General features: G+C 72.6%; 15 protein-coding genes. 7 read left to right on the top strand and 8 right to left on the bottom strand.

The window, feature by feature from the left end; all coding sequences use genetic code 11:
- Positions 1–72: 72 nt before the first annotated feature.
- Positions 73–789 (bottom strand): PadR family transcriptional regulator, encoded by a 717-nt coding sequence (locus MU522_RS06985; protein WP_246990370.1) that lies wholly within the window; start codon positions 787–789, stop codon positions 73–75.
- Positions 786–1,652, bottom strand: a complete 867-nt coding sequence (locus MU522_RS06980; protein ID WP_246990369.1) for a DUF4097 family beta strand repeat-containing protein — start codon at positions 1,650–1,652, stop codon at positions 786–788. Before MU522_RS06980 ends, MU522_RS06985 begins: the two co-directional genes overlap by 4 nt.
- A 313-nt stretch (positions 1,653–1,965) precedes the next feature.
- Between MU522_RS06980 and MU522_RS06975 the strand changes: the two genes are divergently transcribed.
- Entirely contained in the window at positions 1,966–2,865 is a 900-nt protein-coding gene (locus MU522_RS06975) for a hypothetical protein (protein WP_246990368.1), read from the top strand.
- Between the two features lie 152 nt (positions 2,866–3,017).
- On the opposite strand, the gene guaB is transcribed toward MU522_RS06975, so the two are convergent.
- Positions 3,018–4,526: an IMP dehydrogenase gene (guaB, locus tag MU522_RS06970; protein WP_128190092.1), complete on the bottom strand. Its 1,509-nt coding sequence runs from the start codon at positions 4,524–4,526 to the stop codon at positions 3,018–3,020.
- Positions 4,527–4,769: 243 nt separating this feature from the next.
- Between guaB and MU522_RS06965 the strand changes: the two genes are divergently transcribed.
- From MU522_RS06965 to MU522_RS06950, 4 genes are read left to right on the top strand one after another with little or no spacing between them, the layout of a single operon-like run.
- On the top strand, positions 4,770–6,143 hold the full coding sequence (locus MU522_RS06965) for a branched-chain amino acid ABC transporter permease (protein WP_128190091.1): 1,374 nt from the start codon (positions 4,770–4,772) through the stop codon (positions 6,141–6,143).
- 1 nt (position 6,144) lies between these two features.
- On the top strand, positions 6,145–7,161 hold the full coding sequence (locus MU522_RS06960; protein ID WP_128190090.1) for a branched-chain amino acid ABC transporter permease: 1,017 nt from the start codon (positions 6,145–6,147) through the stop codon (positions 7,159–7,161).
- Positions 7,154–8,137 (top strand): ABC transporter ATP-binding protein, encoded by a 984-nt coding sequence (locus MU522_RS06955; protein WP_246990367.1) that lies wholly within the window; start codon positions 7,154–7,156, stop codon positions 8,135–8,137. The genes MU522_RS06960 and MU522_RS06955 overlap by 8 nt, the downstream gene beginning before the upstream one ends.
- The gene (locus MU522_RS06950) at positions 8,134–8,913 is read left to right on the top strand and encodes an ABC transporter ATP-binding protein (protein WP_146355630.1); all 780 of its coding nucleotides are present in this window, start codon (positions 8,134–8,136) and stop codon (positions 8,911–8,913) included. Before MU522_RS06955 ends, MU522_RS06950 begins: the two co-directional genes overlap by 4 nt.
- A 167-nt stretch (positions 8,914–9,080) precedes the next feature.
- Here MU522_RS06950 and MU522_RS06945 read toward each other — a convergent pair whose 3' ends face one another.
- Complete coding sequence (locus MU522_RS06945) at positions 9,081–10,355, bottom strand: ABC transporter substrate-binding protein (protein ID WP_128190087.1); 1,275 nt, start codon at positions 10,353–10,355, stop codon at positions 9,081–9,083.
- A 242-nt stretch (positions 10,356–10,597) separates the two neighbouring features.
- Here MU522_RS06945 and MU522_RS06940 point away from each other — a divergent pair, with 242 nt between their 5' ends.
- The gene (locus tag MU522_RS06940; RefSeq protein WP_246990366.1) at positions 10,598–11,731 is read left to right on the top strand and encodes an AI-2E family transporter; all 1,134 of its coding nucleotides are present in this window, start codon (positions 10,598–10,600) and stop codon (positions 11,729–11,731) included.
- 33 nt (positions 11,732–11,764) lie between these two features.
- Here the strand turns inward: MU522_RS06940 and rarD are convergent, their stop codons facing one another.
- Both rarD and groES read right to left on the bottom strand, forming a co-directional pair.
- A complete protein-coding gene (gene rarD / locus MU522_RS06935; RefSeq protein WP_128190085.1) occupies positions 11,765–12,688 on the bottom strand; it encodes an EamA family transporter RarD in 924 nt (307 codons plus the stop codon).
- 79 nt (positions 12,689–12,767) lie between these two features.
- Entirely contained in the window at positions 12,768–13,064 is a 297-nt protein-coding gene (gene groES / locus MU522_RS06930; protein WP_128190084.1) for a co-chaperone GroES, read from the bottom strand.
- Positions 13,065–13,191: 127 nt separating this feature from the next.
- Between groES and MU522_RS06925 the strand changes: the two genes are divergently transcribed.
- Positions 13,192–14,352: a class I SAM-dependent methyltransferase gene (locus MU522_RS06925; RefSeq protein ID WP_246990365.1), complete on the top strand. Its 1,161-nt coding sequence runs from the start codon at positions 13,192–13,194 to the stop codon at positions 14,350–14,352.
- 146 nt (positions 14,353–14,498) lie between these two features.
- Here the strand turns inward: MU522_RS06925 and MU522_RS06920 are convergent, their stop codons facing one another.
- Both MU522_RS06920 and MU522_RS06915 read right to left on the bottom strand, forming a co-directional pair.
- Positions 14,499–15,431, bottom strand: a complete 933-nt coding sequence (locus MU522_RS06920; protein WP_246990364.1) for a hypothetical protein — start codon at positions 15,429–15,431, stop codon at positions 14,499–14,501.
- A 114-nt stretch (positions 15,432–15,545) separates the two neighbouring features.
- Entirely contained in the window at positions 15,546–15,902 is a 357-nt protein-coding gene (locus tag MU522_RS06915) for a DUF4190 domain-containing protein (RefSeq protein ID WP_246990363.1), read from the bottom strand.
- Positions 15,903–15,958 lie beyond the last annotated feature (56 nt).

The following is a 15,958-nucleotide window of genomic DNA, read 5'->3' as shown; positions in this document are numbered from 1 at the left end:
CCCCAGCCTATCCCGGGCCGCCCCGGAGCCGACCCAGAGGCGCCCGGGAGCGCCCCCAGCGCCGCCCGATGGTCAGAGCACGCTCTTGATGCGCAGCAGCGCCGCCTCCAGCTCGTCGCGCACCCGGGTCGCGGCCGCGGCCGACATGCGCTCGCCGCGGTCGGCGCGCACCGCGTCGCGCACCTGCTGCCGGAAGTCGTTGAGCGCGAGGTCGACGTCGTGGATCGCGATGCGCGCGGCCGCCCGCCCGGGCGCCGACGGCGCATCCGCCCGCTCCTCCGGCTCCGGCCGCGGTGCGCTCCACGGGTTCTGCACCGGCCGCTCGGGGGGCGCGGATGCGTCGGGCCGGGCGGGCTCGGGAGGCCGCGGCGCGCTCGACCACGAGGGCGCGCTCGGCGCGCTGCGCGCTTCGCGCTCGGCCGCGGCGAGGTCGGCCCGCAGCGCCTGCATGGCGCTCTTGACGCCCGCCCGCAAGTCGGAGGCCATCCGCCGCACCGAGTCGGTGATCTCGCCCTCGAGGTCGCGCAGCTCGCCCTGCCGGGCGGCGAGCTCGGCGCGGCCCGCGTCGGTGATCTCGTAGGTGGTCTTGCGGCCGTCGGCGGTCTTCGTCAGCAGCCCCTCCTCCTCGAGCTTCGCGAGCCGCGGGTAGATGGTGCCCGCGCTCGGCGAGTACGTGCCGCCGAAGCGCTGCTCGAGCGCCTGCATGAGCTCGTAGCCGTGGCGCGGCGCCTCGGCGAGCAGGCTCAGCAGGTAGAGGCGGAGCGCCCCGTGGCCGAAGACGGGCGTCATGCGTCCCTCCGCACGACGGTGATGTCGCCCGAGACGGTGTTGGCCGAGAAGCCGAAGGCGCTCGCGCCGTCGATCGTCTCGCTGCCGCCGCGCTTCGGCAGCGAGCGGCCGACGACGCTGCCGCGGCCCGAGACGGTGCGCGTGGTGGCGCGCACGCCCTGGCCGGCGTCGAGCCGCAGCGTCACGTCGGCCGAGACGGTGTTGGCCGAGATGCTGCGGGGCGAGCCATGCACGTCGAGCAGCACCTCGCCGCTGACGGTGTCGACGCCGATGTCGGTGAGGGCGCCGCTCGCGGTGACGTCGGCCGAGACCGCGTGCACCGAGAGGGAGCCCGCGCCGCCCGAGACCTCGACGTCGCCGGAGACGGTGTTGAGGTCGAGGTCGCCGCGGTGCGACTCGACCTGCAGCGGGCCCGACACGGTGCTGAGGGTCGCCTGGCCGCTGAGGCCCGAGACGAGGGCGGATGCGCTCACCTGGCCGAGCGACAGCGCCACCTGCCGGGGCACGAGGATGCTCAGCTCGACCCGGGCGCGCACGCCCACGAGGGCCTTCACCGACTCCCACACGTCGTCCCAGCTCACGCGCGGGTGCGCGATCGAGAGCCGCCCCTGCTCGAGCGTGACGGTGAGGTCGCGCCCCTCGACCCGGTGCACCTCGACGCGCGCCGTCGGCTCGTCGTGCCCGACGATGTCGACGCTGCCGCCGACCACGCCGACGCGCAGCGACTGCACCGCGTCGAGGTCGATCACGCGGCTCTGGCCCTCGGCGATCGTCCACCGCTCGGTGATCGCATCGGCGCCCGAGGCGCCCGCGCCCGATGCGCTGCGCGGCCTCGTGTCGCCGCTCTCCCACTGCTGCTCCATGCTGAGCTCCTCCCGCTCACTCGCGATATATCGCGTCTGCTGCGACACACGATATATCGCGTTTTCGCGCCGCACAACCCCGAGTTCGCAGACGTGCCCGCGCCCATCCGCCATGCGCCTCTCGCCGCGCCCCTGCGGCAGCGAGTGGGGCAGGTGCGCCCGAGCGGGGCGGGCGCGCCGGCCCCGCTCAGGCGCAGCCGCCCCACTCGGCGAGCGTGGCGAGCTCGCGGGCAGCGATGGCGCGAGACGGCGGTTGTGCACAGCGCGGCGCTCAGCCGGCGACGCGCGCGGACGGATGCGGCACGGTGCGCGCATGGACCTCGACATCCTCGCCGCCGACGCCGGGGAGCCGATGCGCCTCCGGCGCGCTCCCGACCTGCGGCGCATCCGGCGCGGCGCCTACGTCGACCGGGCGGCGTACGCGGCGCTCCCCGAGCACGGCCGGCACGCGGTCGCGGTGCGCGCCGTCGCCCTCACGCGTCCCGGCGCGGTCTTCGCCCGCGAGTCGGCGCTCGCCCTCGCCGGGCTGCCGCACGGGCGGCCGCGCGAGGTGTTCACGATCGGCGACCCCAGTGCCTCGGGTCGCCGCCACGGCGTGGTCAGCGCACGCGTCGCCATCGCCGACGACGACGTCATCGTCGAGGACGGCATCGCGCGCTGCACCACCGCATACGCGCTCGCGCACCTCGCGCGGGTCGGACGGCAGGTGGACGCGGTGAGCGCGCTCGACGAGGCGCTCCGGCTCGAGGTGGCCACCAGGGAGGAGGTGACGGATGCCCTCGGCCGCCAGGGCCCGCGGGGCCGGCGACGCGCATCCTGGGTGCTCGCGTTCGCCGACCCGCGCTCGCAGTCGGTGGGCGAGTCCTGGAGCCGCGTGGCGATCCACCGCATCGGCGCGCCGGCACCGCAGCTGCAGGTCGAGGTCGCGACGCGGCTCGGCGCCCGCTACCCCGACTTCCTCTGGGAGCGGCCCGGCATGCGGCCGCTGGGCGGCGAGTTCGACGGCGCGTGGAAGTACGGCGTGATCGCGGAGGCGGACGGCGTGCAGCCGGTCGACGCGGTGATCGCCGAGAAGCGCCGCGACGACGCGCTGCGCGAGCACATCGACACGCTGCACTGGATGTGGGACGCGGCGCAGCGCCCCGAGCTGCTGCGCGCGATGCTCGCGCAGGCGCACCTGCCCGTGCGCAGCGCCCTGCTACCCGGCTGGTGAGCCCGTGCGCAGCGCCCTGCTGCCCGGCTGGTGAGCCCCCGCGCCGCGCCGGCGCCGCCGACTGGGGCGGCTGCGCCCCGCTGGGGCGGGCGCGCCGGCCCCGCTCGGGCGCGAGCGCCCCACTCGCCGAGGCGGCAGCGCGACGCGCGCGGCTAGCGGCGGTAGTTCGGCGCCTCGACCACCATCTGGATGTCGTGGGGGTGCGACTCCTTGAGCCCCGCGGCGGTGATCTGCACGAAGCGGCCCTTCTGCTGCAGCTCCTCGATCGTGCGCGCGCCCGTGTAGAACATCGACTGCCGCAGGCCGCCGACGAGCTGGTACGCGACCGAGCCGAGCGGGCCGCGGTACGGCACCTGGCCCTCGATGCCCTCGGCGATCAGCTGCTCGTCGCTCGGCACGTCGGCCTGGAAGTAGCGGTCGCGCGAGTACGACGTCTTCTTGCCGCGCGTCTGCATCGCGCCGAGCGAGCCCATGCCGCGGTACGTCTTGAACTGCTTGCCGTTCACGAGCACCAGGTCGCCCGGGCTCTCGTTGGTGCCGGCGAGCAGCGAGCCGAGCATGACCGACGAGCCGCCGGCGACGAGCGCCTTCGCGATGTCGCCCGAGTACTGCAGCCCGCCGTCGGCGATGATCGGGATGCCCGTGCCCGCGTCGTGCGCGGCGCGCGCGGCGTCGTAGATGGCCGAGACCTGCGGCACGCCGACGCCCGAGACGACGCGGGTGGTGCAGATCGAGCCCGGTCCGACGCCGACCTTCACGGCATCGACGCCCGCCTCGATGAGCGCCGCGGCGCCCTCGTAGGTCGCGACGTTGCCGCCGATGATGTCGATCTCGGCGAAGCGCGGGTCGCCCTTCAGCCGCGCGACCATGTCGAGCACGCCCTGGCTCTCGCCGTTGGCGGTGTCGACGACGATCACGTCGACGCCGGCCTCCGCGAGCGCCTCGGCCCGCTCGAACGCGTCGCCGAAGAAGCCGATCGCGGCGCCGACGCGGAGCCGCCCGTGGGCGTCCTTCGTCGCGTTGGGGTACTGCTCGACCTTGTCGAAGTCCTTCACCGTGATGAGGCCGCCGAGGCGCCCGTCCTCGTCGATGAGCGGCAGCTTCTCGAGCTTCGTCTGGTGGAAGATCTCGAAGGCGTCCTCGCGGGAGATGCCGACCTTCGCGGTCTTGAGCGGCGACGGGGTCATCACGTCGCGCACGAGCGTCGTCGCGAACTCGTCGCGGGGCACGAAGCGCATGTCGCGGTTCGTGACGATGCCGACGAGCACGCCCGTCTCGTCGACGACCGGCAGGCCCGAGACCTTGAACTCGCCGCAGATGCGGTCGACCTCCTCGATCGTCGCGTCGGCGTGCGTCGTGACGGGGTCGGTGATCATGCCCGACTCCGACCGCTTCACGCGGTCGACCATCCCGGCCTGGTCGGCGATCGAGAGGTTGCGGTGCACGATGCCGATGCCGCCCTGGCGGGCCATCGCGATGGCCATGCGGTCCTCGGTCACGGTGTCCATCGCGCTCGACACGAGCGGGATGGCGAGGCGGATGCGGCGGGAGAGCCGCGTGCCGGTGTCGGCCTCGCTCGGGATCACATCCGTGCGGCCCGGCAGCAGCATGACGTCGTCGTAGGTGAGGCCGATCGGCCCGAACGGGTTGCGCATCTCCATCGCCTCCATCGTATCGATTCGGTTACGGTCCAGCGGCATCCCGGTGAAGAACGGCGCAGGGCTCTGCAATTGGACGATCGGCGGTCCAGGCGGCCGCTACTGTGTCACCACCGATGTAACGGGCATCCTGCGAACCGCATTCCTGCGGCCCCGCCCGCCCCACAGCATGGAGGACATGTGAAGACGTCCAGCAGACCGCGACGGAGCGGGCTGCGGCGAGCGATCGCCGTTGCCCTGGCCGTCATGGGGATGGTGGCAGGAGGCGCGACCGCGGTCGCCGCCGCTCCCCTCCCCGCGACCGAGCAGCCCAGCCCGTTCAGCTTCAACGGCATCATCCGGGACGGCCAGGAGCCGGTCGAGGGCGTCGCGATCACCGTCACCGGCAACGGGGTGGATGAGACGGCCGAGACGGGCGCGGACGGCCGGTGGTCGGTCGGCGTGCCCGAGCGCGGCACCTACACCGTCTCGATCGACACGTCGACGCTGCCCGAGGGGCTGACGCTCCGCGATCCGTCGTTCGAGAGCCGCGAGTTCGAGATCGGCGGCTCGAGCTCGGTGGGCGTGCTGTTCCCGTTCGGCGAGTCCTCGGGCGGCTCCGGCGGCACCGGCGGCAACACCGGCACCGGCGGCAACACGGGCACGGGCGGCGAGGGCGGCACGGGCGGAGAGCCCGCGACCGGCGGCGAGGGTTCGCCGGGCGGCGAGACCTCCACGGGCACCTCCTCGAACGACTTCGGCTCGCAGCTGCTCTCGCGCATCATCTCGGGCCTCAACTTCGGCCTGCTGCTGGCCCTCGCCGCGATCGGCATCACGCTCATCTTCGGCACCACCGGCGTCAACAACTTCGCGCACGGCGAGCTGCTGACCTTCGGCGGCATCGTCTTCTACGTCACGACGACGCTCGTGAACTGGCCGGCCTGGATCGCGATCGTCTTCACGCTCGCCGCCTCCGCGGCCTTCGGCTGGCTGCACGACTGGGGCATCTTCAAGCCGCTGCGGCGCCGCCGCGTGGGGCTCGTGCAGGTGCTGATCGTGACGATCGGCCTCTCCATCGCGCTGCGGTACTTCTACCAGTTCCTCATCGGCGGCGGCACGTACGGCCTCTCGGTCGACCGCGGCCCGGTCCTGCAGATCGGCCCCGTGCTCATGACGACGTCGAACGTCGTCAGCACCGTCATCGCGATCGTCGTGCTCATCGCCGTCGGCCTCTTCCTCACCCGCACGCGCATCGGCAAGGCCACGCGCGCGGTGAGCGACAACGCGAGCCTCGCCGCCGCATCCGGCATCGACGTCGACCGGGTCATCCGCATCGTCTGGGTGCTCGCGGGCCTCCTCACCGGCGGCGCGGGCATCCTCTACACCTACTTCATCGGCGCGAACATCAAGTGGGACGTGGGCTTCACGATCCTGCTGCTGCTCTTCGCCGGCGTCACCCTCGGCGGCCTCGGCAGCGCCTTCGGCGCGCTCGTCGGCGCGGTGATCATCGGCCTCGTCACCGAGATCTCGACGCTGTTCATCGCACCCGACCTGCGCTACGCGATCGCGCTGCTGGTGCTCATCCTCGTGCTGCTCTTCCGACCGCAGGGCATCCTGGGTCGACGGGAAAGGATCGGCTGACATGGACTTCCTCAGCATCCTCAACACCGCTGCGGGCGAGATCCTCTCCCCCACCACGGCCGCCTTCGCGCTCGCGACCATCGGCCTGAACATCCACTTCGGCTACTCGGGCCTGCTGAACTTCGGCCAGGCCGGCTTCATGGCGATCGGCGCGTACGCGTTCGCGATCTTCACGATGATGGCCGACCCGACCGCGACGCTCGGCTGGCCCGCGTGGCTGTCGTTCCTCACCGCGGTGATCGTCGCGATCGTGGCGGCGGTGGTGTTCGCGCTCATCCTCGGCATCCCGACGCTGCGGCTGCGCGGCGACTACCTCGCGATCGTCACGATCGCGGCCGCCGAGATCATCCGCTTCACCGTGCGCACGCAGGACCTCACCGCCGTCACCGGCGGCTCGCAGGGCCTGCGCGGTCAGGACTACAAGGGCGACTTCGACGCCATGAACCCCCTGACCGGCACGACCTACGGCTTCGGCCCGTGGACGGCGACCGCCTACGACACCTGGGTGCGCATCATCGCCTGGTCGCTCGTGATCGTCGCGCTCGTGCTCGTGTGGCTGCTCATGCGCAGCCCGTGGGGCCGCGTCATCAAGGGCATCCGCGAGGACGAGGATGCGGTGCGCTCGCTCGGCAAGAACGTCTACAGCTACAAGATGCAGGCGCTCGTGCTCGGCGGCACGATCGGCGCGATCGCCGGCGTGATGTTCGTGCTGCCCCGCGCGGTGCAGCCCGACAACTTCGCGACCACGATGACCTTCTACATCTGGACGGCGCTGCTGCTCGGCGGCGCGGCCACGGTGTTCGGGCCGCTGCTCGGCTCGATCCTCTTCTGGGTGCTGCTGTCGTTCACCGGCGGCGTCATCAACGTGCTCCACGGCATGGGCCTCTTCGGCGACATGTCCGGCTCGCAGGCCGGCCAGATCCGCTTCGTGCTCATCGGCGTCGCACTGATGCTGCTGGTGGTCTTCCGACCACAGGGCATCCTCGGCAACAAGAAGGAGCTGTCGTTCCATGTCTGACACGACCACACCTCCCCGCACGCATCCGCTCGTCGAGGGCGAGGTGGCCCCCGGCTGCAAGAAGGTCGACGCGATCGTCGTCGCCGACGGCGTCGTGCGGCAGTTCGGCGGCCTCACGGCCGTCGACGTCGAGCACGTCGAGATCCCGCGCGGCATGATCACCGCGCTCATCGGCCCGAACGGCGCCGGCAAGACGACCTTCTTCAACCTGCTCACCGGCTTCGACCGCCCCAACAAGGGCACCTGGTCGTTCGAGGGGCAGTCGCTCGCCCACGTGCCGAGCCACAAGGTGGCACGGCGCGGCATGGTGCGCACCTTCCAGCTGACGAAGTCGCTCGGCCGCCTGACGGTGCTGCAGAACATGCTGCTCGGTGCGCGCGACCAGCGCGGCGAGGGGATGTTCGCGGCGCTCGTGAAGCCGCTGTGGAAGGCGCAGGAGCAGGCCAACACCGAGCGGGCCGACAAGCTGCTCGCCCGCTTCAAGCTCGACGCGAAGCGCGAGGACTACGCGGCGTCGCTCTCGGGCGGCCAGCGCAAGCTGCTCGAGATGGCGCGCGCGCTCATGAGCGAGCCGACGCTCGTCATGCTCGACGAGCCGATGGCCGGCGTGAACCCCGCGCTCACCCAGTCGCTGCTCGACCACGTGAAGGGCCTCAAGGACGACGGCATGACGGTGCTCTTCGTCGAGCACGACATGCACATGGTGCGCCACATCTCGGACTGGGTGATCGTGATGGCCGAGGGCCGGGTCGTCGCCGAGGGCCCGCCCGAGACGATCATGCAGAACCAGGCCGTGGTCGACGCCTACCTGGGCGCCCACCACGACACCGACCTCGGCACGCTCACGAACCAGCAGGTGGCGCAGATCCACCACGACGCCGACGCGGACGTCGACGCCGACGACGCATCCGCGCCGACGACGGATGCGTCGGCCGCGTCCACGACGGACGCCGACCAGGAGGAGGGCAGGCGATGACCGCGACCCCCGTGCTCGAGACCAAGGAGCTGGTGGCCGGCTACCTGCCGGGCGTCAACATCCTCAACGGCTGCTCGATCGTCGCCAACCAGGGCGACCTGATCGGCATCATCGGCCCGAACGGCGCCGGCAAGTCGACGCTGCTGAAGGCGGTGTTCGGCCAGGTGAACATCCGCGAGGGCAGCGTGCTGCTGAACGGCGACGACATCACCGGCCTCAAGGCCGACCGGCTGGTCGGCAAGGGCGTCGGCATGGTGCCGCAGAACAACAACGTCTTCCCGTCGCTCACCATCGAGGAGAACCTCGAGATGGGCCTGTTCCAGCAGCCGCGCATGTTCAAGGAGCGCTTCGAGTTCGTCGGCGGCCTCTTCCCCGAGCTCGTGAAGCGTCGCAAGCAGCGCGCCGGCAGCCTCTCGGGCGGCGAGCGGCAGATGGTCGCGATGGGCCGCGCGCTCATGATGGACCCGGCGGTGCTGCTGCTCGACGAGCCGAGCGCGGGCCTCAGCCCCGTGCGCCAGGACGAGACCTTCCTGCGCGTCGCCGAGATCAACAGCCACGGCGTGACGATCGTCATGGTCGAGCAGAACGCGCGACGCTGCCTGCAGATCGCGCACCGCGCGTACGTGCTCGACCAGGGCAAGGACGCCTACACGGGCACCGGCCGCGAGATGCTGAACGACCCGAAGGTGATCCAGCTCTACCTCGGCACGCTCGCGACCGACGTCGAGGAGAAGGCGCGCACGACGTCGCAGCCGACGGTCGACCCGGGCGTCTGAGGCGCCGGGACGGCATGAGGAAGGGCCCTGCTCGCGAGAGCGGGGCCCTTCCTCGTTGCGTGGTGGTCTCGACTCGTGCGGCGCCCTGCGGGCGCTGCACGGCTCGACCGGCGGGGGGACGCGAAGAGGGCCCCGCCGGAGCGGGGCCCTCTCGTCGCAGGGGCGGGTCACTCGTTGAGCGAGCCCTCCTCGGCGTTCAGGAAGGTGTACTTGTTGTCGGCGCCGTACTGGTAGATGCCGATGAAGGCCTCCGTCGGGTCGCCGTTCTCGTCGAACTCGATCGGACCCGAGGGGCCGTCGTAGTCGATGTCCTCGCCGGCCTCGATCAGCTCCAGGCACTCGGCCACGTCGGTGCACTTCGTGCCCTCGGTGGAGACCGCCTGCATGTTGTCGCGGATCGTGATCGGGTCGGCGCTGCCGCCCTGCGCGGCCGCGAGGGCTGCCAGGATCACGGCGTCGTACGACTCGGGGCCGTAGGAGAAGTCGCCCAGCTCGGGGTCCTGCTCCAGCAGGCGGTCCTTGAAGCCCTCGTCGGCGGGGTTGCCGGGCAGCGTGCCCTTGGCGCCCTCGAGCGTGCCCTCCGGGAAGTTGTAGTCGTTCGACAGGTTGCCGTCGACGAAGTACATGCCGGAGGACGGGAAGCCCTGCGTCGCGAGCTCGGGCACGATCTGCGCCGTCTCGGCGAACGCGATGATCGCGATCGCGTCGGGGTCGCCCTGCATGAGCTCCGACACCTGCGACGTGAAGTTCGTGTCGCCCGGGTTGTAGAGCACGTTGCCGGTGACCGTGCCGCCGGCGGCCTCGACCGCCATCGCCGCGTTCTCCTGCAGGCCCGTGCCGTACGGGTCGTTGATCGTGATGAACCCGACGCTCGCGGCGCCGTCGCCCGTCATGAGGTTGCCGAGCACGCGGCCCTGCAGCACGTCGGAGGGCGCGGTGCGCCAGTAGAACCCGTCGTCCTCGTAGTCGGAGAAGTCGGGCGACGTGTTGGCCGGCGAGATCTGCACGACCTGCGCGTCGATCAGCTGGTCGATGAACGTGAAGGACACGCCCGACGACGCGGCGCCGATGACGACGTCGGCACCGGCCGAGACGAGCTCGCCCGCCGAGGCGGTGGCGATGTCGGTCGTGGTGTCGCCGGAGTCGCGGTGCTGCACGTCGACCTCGAACTCGAAGCCAGCGGCCTCGAGGTCGGCCGCCGCCAGGTCGACGCCCGCGAACTCGGGCGGGCCGAGGAACGCGAGGTTGCCGGTCTGCGGCAGGATCGTGCCGACGACGAACGAGGTGTCGACCTCGCCGCCCTCGTCGGGCCCTGCGGATCCGGACGGCGCCGGCGTGGTGCCGCCGCCGGCGCAGGCTGCGAGCAGCAGGACGCCGGCGGTCGCGGCGCCGAGCGCCGCGGCACGACGGGGGTGCCCGGTGGTGCGAAGGAAGGACTGCATTGTGCTCCTAATTCCTCTGGAGGTGCGCGCTTGAGCGTGCGTTGGCACAACAGTAGGCGAGGGAGGGACCGTTTTCGGCCGATCCGCGTTACGTCCTGGTAACGGTCTTGGCGCATCCGACCCCCGCTCGGGCGATGCTCGGGCGGTGCTGAGCAATTGCGGGTGCGCACGGCAGTGCCCCGCCTCGCGACCAGCGCGCAGGCGCGCGCGGGTAGCGTTGCCGCGACGGCGAGGAGCGCGACATGGGACTGTTCAGGCAGAGGACCGCCACCGAGGTCGAGCTGGCCGACCGGAGCGATCGGGCACGGCTGTGGGGCGACACGTTCGGCCGGTTCGCGACACGGGCGCTGCAGGGCATCATCGTCGTCGTCGCGGTCGCCGGCGTCGTGTTCGCGATGACGCAGCTGACGCTCGTCATCATCCCCGTGACGATCGCGCTCATCCTCGCCTCGGCGTTCGCGCCCGTGATGCGCTGGATGCGCCGCAAGGGCGTGCCGAGCGGGCTCGCGACCGCGGGGGCGATGCTCGCGATCGCGCTCGCGCTCGGCGGCGTGGTGTGGCTCGTCGTGAACGCCGTGCGCTCGCAGCTCGACGAGCTCGTGTCGCAGACGTCCGAGGGCATCGACCAGGTGATCGCCTGGGTCTCGACCCTCCCCTTCGCGCCCACCGACGAGCAGATCCAGCAGGGCCGCGACGCGGTCGTCGACTTCCTCACGAGCTCGCAGTTCGGCTCGGGCGCCGTCGCCGGCGCCGCCGCCGCGGCCAACTTCCTCACCGGCCTCGTGCTCATGCTCGTGGTGCTGTTCTTCTTCCTCAAGGACGGCCCGCGCATCTGGGAGTTCCTGCTGCGGCCGCTCGAGGGCGAGCGCTACGCCCGCGGCAAGCGCATCGGCCGCCGCACCGTCGACACCCTCGGCGGCTACGTGCGCGGCACGGCGACGGTCGCGCTCGTCGACGCGGTCGGCATCGGCGTCGTGCTCGCCTTCGCGCAGGTGCCGCTCGCCCTCCCGCTCTCGGTGCTCGTGTTCCTGCTCGCGTTCATCCCGCTCGTGGGCGCCACCGTCGCCGGCGCGCTCGCGACCCTCGTGGCGCTCGTCGCGAACGGCCCCGTCGTGGCGCTCGTGGTCCTCGCGGCCGTCGTGCTCGTAAACCAGCTCGAGGGCAACTTCCTCCAGCCGGTCGTGATGGGGCGCTCGCTGCAGATCCACGAGCTCGTCATCCTCATCGCCCTGACCGTCGGCACGGTGCTCGGCGGCATCGTCGGCGCCGTGCTCTCGGTGCCGATCGCGGCCGTCGCGTGGGGCATCGTGCAGGTGTGGGACGGCGAGGACCGCCCGGCCAGGATGTTCCGGCAGAAGCGGCCGGAGCTCGCGTAGCCGGTCGCCGCGCGCCCGGGCCCGCGCCCCGCGTCAGGCCGCGGCGGGCTCGGGCCGCGGGCGGCGCGCGTGGCGGCCCAGCAGGTCGAGCGACACGAGCGCGAGCGACGCCCAGACGAGCGCGAAGCCGATCCAGCGCTCGAGCGGCATGGGCTCGAGCATCACGAAGGCGCCGAAGAGGAACGAGATGATCGGCGCGAGGTACTGCGTGAACGCGAGCGCCGTGAGCGAGATCCGGCGGGCGGCGGCAGCGAAGGCGAGCAGCGGCACCGCCGTGATGACTCCGAGCCCGACGGTGCCCCAGATGCCGGCGGCGCCGTTCGCGCCGACCGTCACGCCCTGCAGCGAGATCGCGATGCCCATCATCACGAGCGCGGCGGGCAGCGCCGCGACCGTCTCGATCGTGAATCCCGAGAGCGCGTCGACCGAGCCGCCGACCCGCTTCTTGATGAGCCCGTAGACGCCGAACGAGAGCGCGACCGTCAGGCCGATCCAGGGCACCTCGCCGTAGCCGACGACCATCACGAGCACGCCGAGCGCGCCGAGCCCGACCGCGACCCACTGCACGGGCCGCAGCCGCTCGCCCAGGAAGGCGACGGCGAGCACGACGCTCACGAGCGGGTTGAGGAAGTAGCCGAGGCTCGTCTCGAGCACGCGGTCGCTCAGCACGCCGATGAAGAAGGCCGTCCAGTTGACGAGCACGGCGCAGCCGGCGAGCACGAGCGAGACGGTGTCGCGGCGGCTGCGCAGCACGCCGGCGAGCCTGCTCCAGCCGCGGGTGGCCGCGACGAGCGCGAACCCGACGACCACCGAGGCGATCACCCGCCAGCCGATGAGCTCGAAGCCGTCGATGCCTTTCGTCAGCTGCAGGTAGACGGGGACGACGCCCCAGAAGGCGTACGCGAAGACCGCGTACCAGATGCCGGCGCGCGTGCGCCCGCCCGGGTGCTCACCCATCCGACCCTCCCGAGGCCCGTGGTGGAACTGCGACGGCGGCGCCCCGCGAGGGGGCGCCGCCGTCGATCTCAGCGGAGCGTCAGCGCTCGACGATCGCGAGCACGTCGCGAGCCGAGAGCACCAGGTACTCGTCGGCGCCGAACTTCACCTCGGTGCCGCCGTACTTGGAGTACAGCACCTTGTCGCCCACGGCGACGTCGATCGGGACGCGGTTGCCGTTGTCGTCGACACGACCCGGACCCACGGCCACGACCTCGCCCTCCTGGGGCTTCTCCTTGGCGGTGTCAGGGATGACGAGACCGCTGGCGGTGGTCGTCTCTGCCTCGACCTGCTTGATGACGATGCGGTCCTCGAGCGGCTTGATGGAAACCGACACGGTTGCCTCTTTCTGTCAGATCCTGGGGTGCGCCCGGCAGTGCCGGGCACCTGAGCAAGCCTAGGCGGTCGGCTGGCACTCGGTCAACATGAGTGCCAGCCGCGCCCCGGGTGCTTGGATGAGTGCGATGGATGCCGAGGAGCTGCGACTGCTGCTGTCGAAGGACGGCCTCGCGCTGCTCGAGCGCGCCGAGGCGGGCCTCGACGGCGACGTCGTGCGCGAGGTGACGCGGCTCCGCGCCGAGGGGCACGACCCCCGGCTCGTCGCCGCCGTGCTCACCCAGGCCCGCCTGCGCCGCCGCGCCCGGGCGAAGTTCGGCGAGTTCGCGAGCGGCATGCTCTTCACCGAGGCCGGGCTCGAGCAGGCCACGCGCCTGCGCGTCGCCGCGCACCACGCGGGGCGGATGCGCCGGGCCGGCATCGTCTCGGTGGCCGACCTCGGGTGCGGCATCGGCGCCGACGCGCTCGCGTTCGCGACGCTCGGGCTCGAGGTCACGGCCGTCGAGCGCGACGAGGTGACCGCCGCGATCGCGACCTACAACCTCGCCGCGTGGCACGCATCCGTCGTGCACGGCGATGCGCTCGACACCCCCGTCGACGCGGAGGCGCTGTGGTTCGACCCCGCCCGCCGCGACGGCGCGCGGCGCCTCAGCGACCCCGCCGACTGGTCGCCGCCGCTCGACGCCGTCTTCGCGCGCGCCGCCGCGCAGCCGGCGGGCGTGAAGCTCGCGCCGGGCATCGACCGCGACCTGCTGCCGCCGGACGCGGAGCACCAGTGGGTCACCGACGGGCTCGAGACCGTCGAGGCGGTGGTGTGGACCGGGCGGCTCGCCCGGCCCGGCGTCGCGCGCAGCGCGCTCGTGCTCGGCGACGGCGTCGCCGAGGAGCTCGCCGGCGACCCGAGCCACCCCGAGCCCGGCGAGCTCGACGCGTGGCTGTACGAGCCGGCCGGCGCCGTCATCCGCGCCGAGCTCATCGGCGCGCTCGCCGAGCGGCTCGATGCCCGCGCGGTGAGCGAGGGCATCGCCTACCTGACGGCCGCGCGCCACGTCGGCACGCCGCTCGCGCAGGCGTTCCGAGTGCGCGAGACGCTGCCGCTCGACGAGCGCCGCATCGCGCAGCGCCTGCGCGAGCTCGGCATCGGCGAGCTCGAGATCAAGAAGCGCGGTGCCGACATCGACCCCGCGGCGCTGCGGAGGCGGCTCAAGCTGCGCGGCGACGCGCGCGCCACGCTCATCCTCACGCGGATCGCCGGGCGGCATCGCGCGGTGCTCGCCGACCGGGCCTGAGCGCGACGAAGCCTGAGCACGACGAAGCCCCCGGCCGCTGGGGCCGGGGGCTTCGCTGGACGACGAGGTCTCGTGACGCGCGCCGCATGCGGCGCGCTCCTCGACCTGAGCCCTCCGCGCTCACCGCGAGGGTGAGCGCTCCGGGCTCACATCGAGCTGATCTCCATCAGGTACGGGATCCAGTTCACGGCCATGATGATGCCGATCACGAGGCAGATGATGAAGATGATCGAGCCGGCGATCGCGGCGATCATCGGCCACGGCTTCGCCTCGGGGTTCTTCTTCATCGCAACGAAGCCGAGGATCGCGCCGATGAGCGCGAACAGCCAGCCGGAGCCGGCGAACCACATGCCGAGGAAGCCGAGGCCCGTGAGCACGAGCGCGGCGATCGTGATGCCCTTGAGCTTCTTCTCGCCCGCCGGCGCTGCGCCGAACGGCTGCTGCTGGGCGTAGCCGGCGGCGGCGGGGTCGCCGTAGGACTGCGAGTACGAGGGCTGCTGGCCGTAGGCGGCGTCGGCGGCAGCGCTCGAGCCGTACGCCGGCTGCTGGCCGTAGGCCGGCGGCTGCTGGCCGTAGGCGGCCTGCTGGCCGTAGCCGGGCTGCTGCCCGTAGCCCTGATCGGCGGCAGGCTGCTGCCCGTAGGCGGCCTGCAGGCCGTAGCCCTGCTCGGGCGTCGACTGCCCGTACGTCGGCGGCTGCTGGCCGTAGCCGGGCTGCCCGTAGGCCTGCTCGCCGCCGGGCTGCTGCCCGTACGCCTGCTGCTGCCCGTAGGACGGCGCGCTGGCGCCGCCGTACGAGGGCGCGCTGGTGCCGTACGAGGGCTGCTGGCCGTAGCCGGGCTGGCCGTCCTGCGGGGCCTGGCCGTAGCCGGGCTGCTGGCCGTACGCGGGAGGCTGGCCGTGGTCGCCCTGCGCCTGCGTCGGTGCTGCGTCGTGCGGCTGGCCGAACGACGGGGCCTGCTCGGGCTGCTGCCCGAAGTCGGCCGCGGGCTGGGCGCTGTCGGCATCGCCGGGCTGTGCGGCGCCCTCCTGGTCGGGGCGACGGAAGCGGTCGTCGGCGGGCGGGTACTGGTCGCTCACGGGATCCTCCTTGCGATGCGCGACTGCGCGTGGTTCACCGTACCCTGCCGCCGAGGCGCGAAGCCTGGAAGCGGGCCGAACGGCAGCTCGGCGCGTCGGGGCTCAGACCGCGGCTCAGACCCCGGGCAGCCCCTGCAGTCCCCCGACGACCGTGACGATCATCGCGATGCCCGCGACCGTCGCAGCGATCAGGGCGACGAGCGTCACGGCGCCCAGGATCACGGCCCAGACGGCGAGCAGCCTGCCGTCGTCGCCCGAGCGCCGGATGCGCGACAGCGCGATGAGCCCGAGCACGATCGCGGCGATCGAGCCGAGGCCGACGAGGATCGTCGTGCCGGCGGCCGCCGAGGCGATCGCCCAGATCGCGAGCGCGTCGGTCCTCGGGCCCGGATGCGTGGGCGAGCGGAAGGGCGCGGGCGCCGGCGGCGCGGGCGGCGGGCCCCATCCTGGCTGCTGCCACGCCATGCTCATGCCCGCTCCTCGTCGGCTCGCGGCCGCGCGAGCCGATCGGCGCGCGGCGCAGGGCG

This window comes from Agrococcus sp. SCSIO52902 (assembly GCF_022983135.1).
GTDB classification, from domain to species: Bacteria; Actinomycetota; Actinomycetes; order Actinomycetales; family Microbacteriaceae; genus Agrococcus; species Agrococcus sediminis.
The sequence above is the reverse complement of the archived record's forward strand: the minus strand, read 5'-3'. Positions and strand labels throughout refer to the sequence as shown.

What these genes read in the sequence shown, in the direction of transcription:
- MU522_RS06945 (WP_128190087.1), bottom strand. Translation starts at nt 10,355, where the DNA reads ATGCAGTCCTTCCTTCGCACCACCGGGCACCCCCGTCGTGCCGCGGCG.
- rarD (WP_128190085.1), bottom strand. Translation starts at nt 12,688, where the DNA reads ATGGGTGAGCACCCGGGCGGGCGCACGCGCGCCGGCATCTGGTACGCG.
- MU522_RS06940 (WP_246990366.1), top strand. Translation starts at nt 10,598, where the DNA reads ATGGGACTGTTCAGGCAGAGGACCGCCACCGAGGTCGAGCTGGCCGAC.
- MU522_RS06950 (WP_146355630.1), top strand. Translation starts at nt 8,134, where the DNA reads ATGACCGCGACCCCCGTGCTCGAGACCAAGGAGCTGGTGGCCGGCTAC.
- MU522_RS06975 (WP_246990368.1), top strand. Translation starts at nt 1,966, where the DNA reads ATGGACCTCGACATCCTCGCCGCCGACGCCGGGGAGCCGATGCGCCTC.
- MU522_RS06965 (WP_128190091.1), top strand. Translation starts at nt 4,770, where the DNA reads ATGGGGATGGTGGCAGGAGGCGCGACCGCGGTCGCCGCCGCTCCCCTC.
- MU522_RS06960 (WP_128190090.1), top strand. Translation starts at nt 6,145, where the DNA reads ATGGACTTCCTCAGCATCCTCAACACCGCTGCGGGCGAGATCCTCTCC.
- MU522_RS06985 (WP_246990370.1), bottom strand. Translation starts at nt 789, where the DNA reads ATGACGCCCGTCTTCGGCCACGGGGCGCTCCGCCTCTACCTGCTGAGC.
- MU522_RS06915 (WP_246990363.1), bottom strand. Translation starts at nt 15,902, where the DNA reads ATGAGCATGGCGTGGCAGCAGCCAGGATGGGGCCCGCCGCCCGCGCCG.
- MU522_RS06925 (WP_246990365.1), top strand. Translation starts at nt 13,192, where the DNA reads ATGGATGCCGAGGAGCTGCGACTGCTGCTGTCGAAGGACGGCCTCGCG.
- guaB (WP_128190092.1), bottom strand. Translation starts at nt 4,526, where the DNA reads ATGGAGATGCGCAACCCGTTCGGGCCGATCGGCCTCACCTACGACGAC.
- MU522_RS06980 (WP_246990369.1), bottom strand. Translation starts at nt 1,652, where the DNA reads ATGGAGCAGCAGTGGGAGAGCGGCGACACGAGGCCGCGCAGCGCATCG.
- MU522_RS06955 (WP_246990367.1), top strand. Translation starts at nt 7,154, where the DNA reads ATGTCTGACACGACCACACCTCCCCGCACGCATCCGCTCGTCGAGGGC.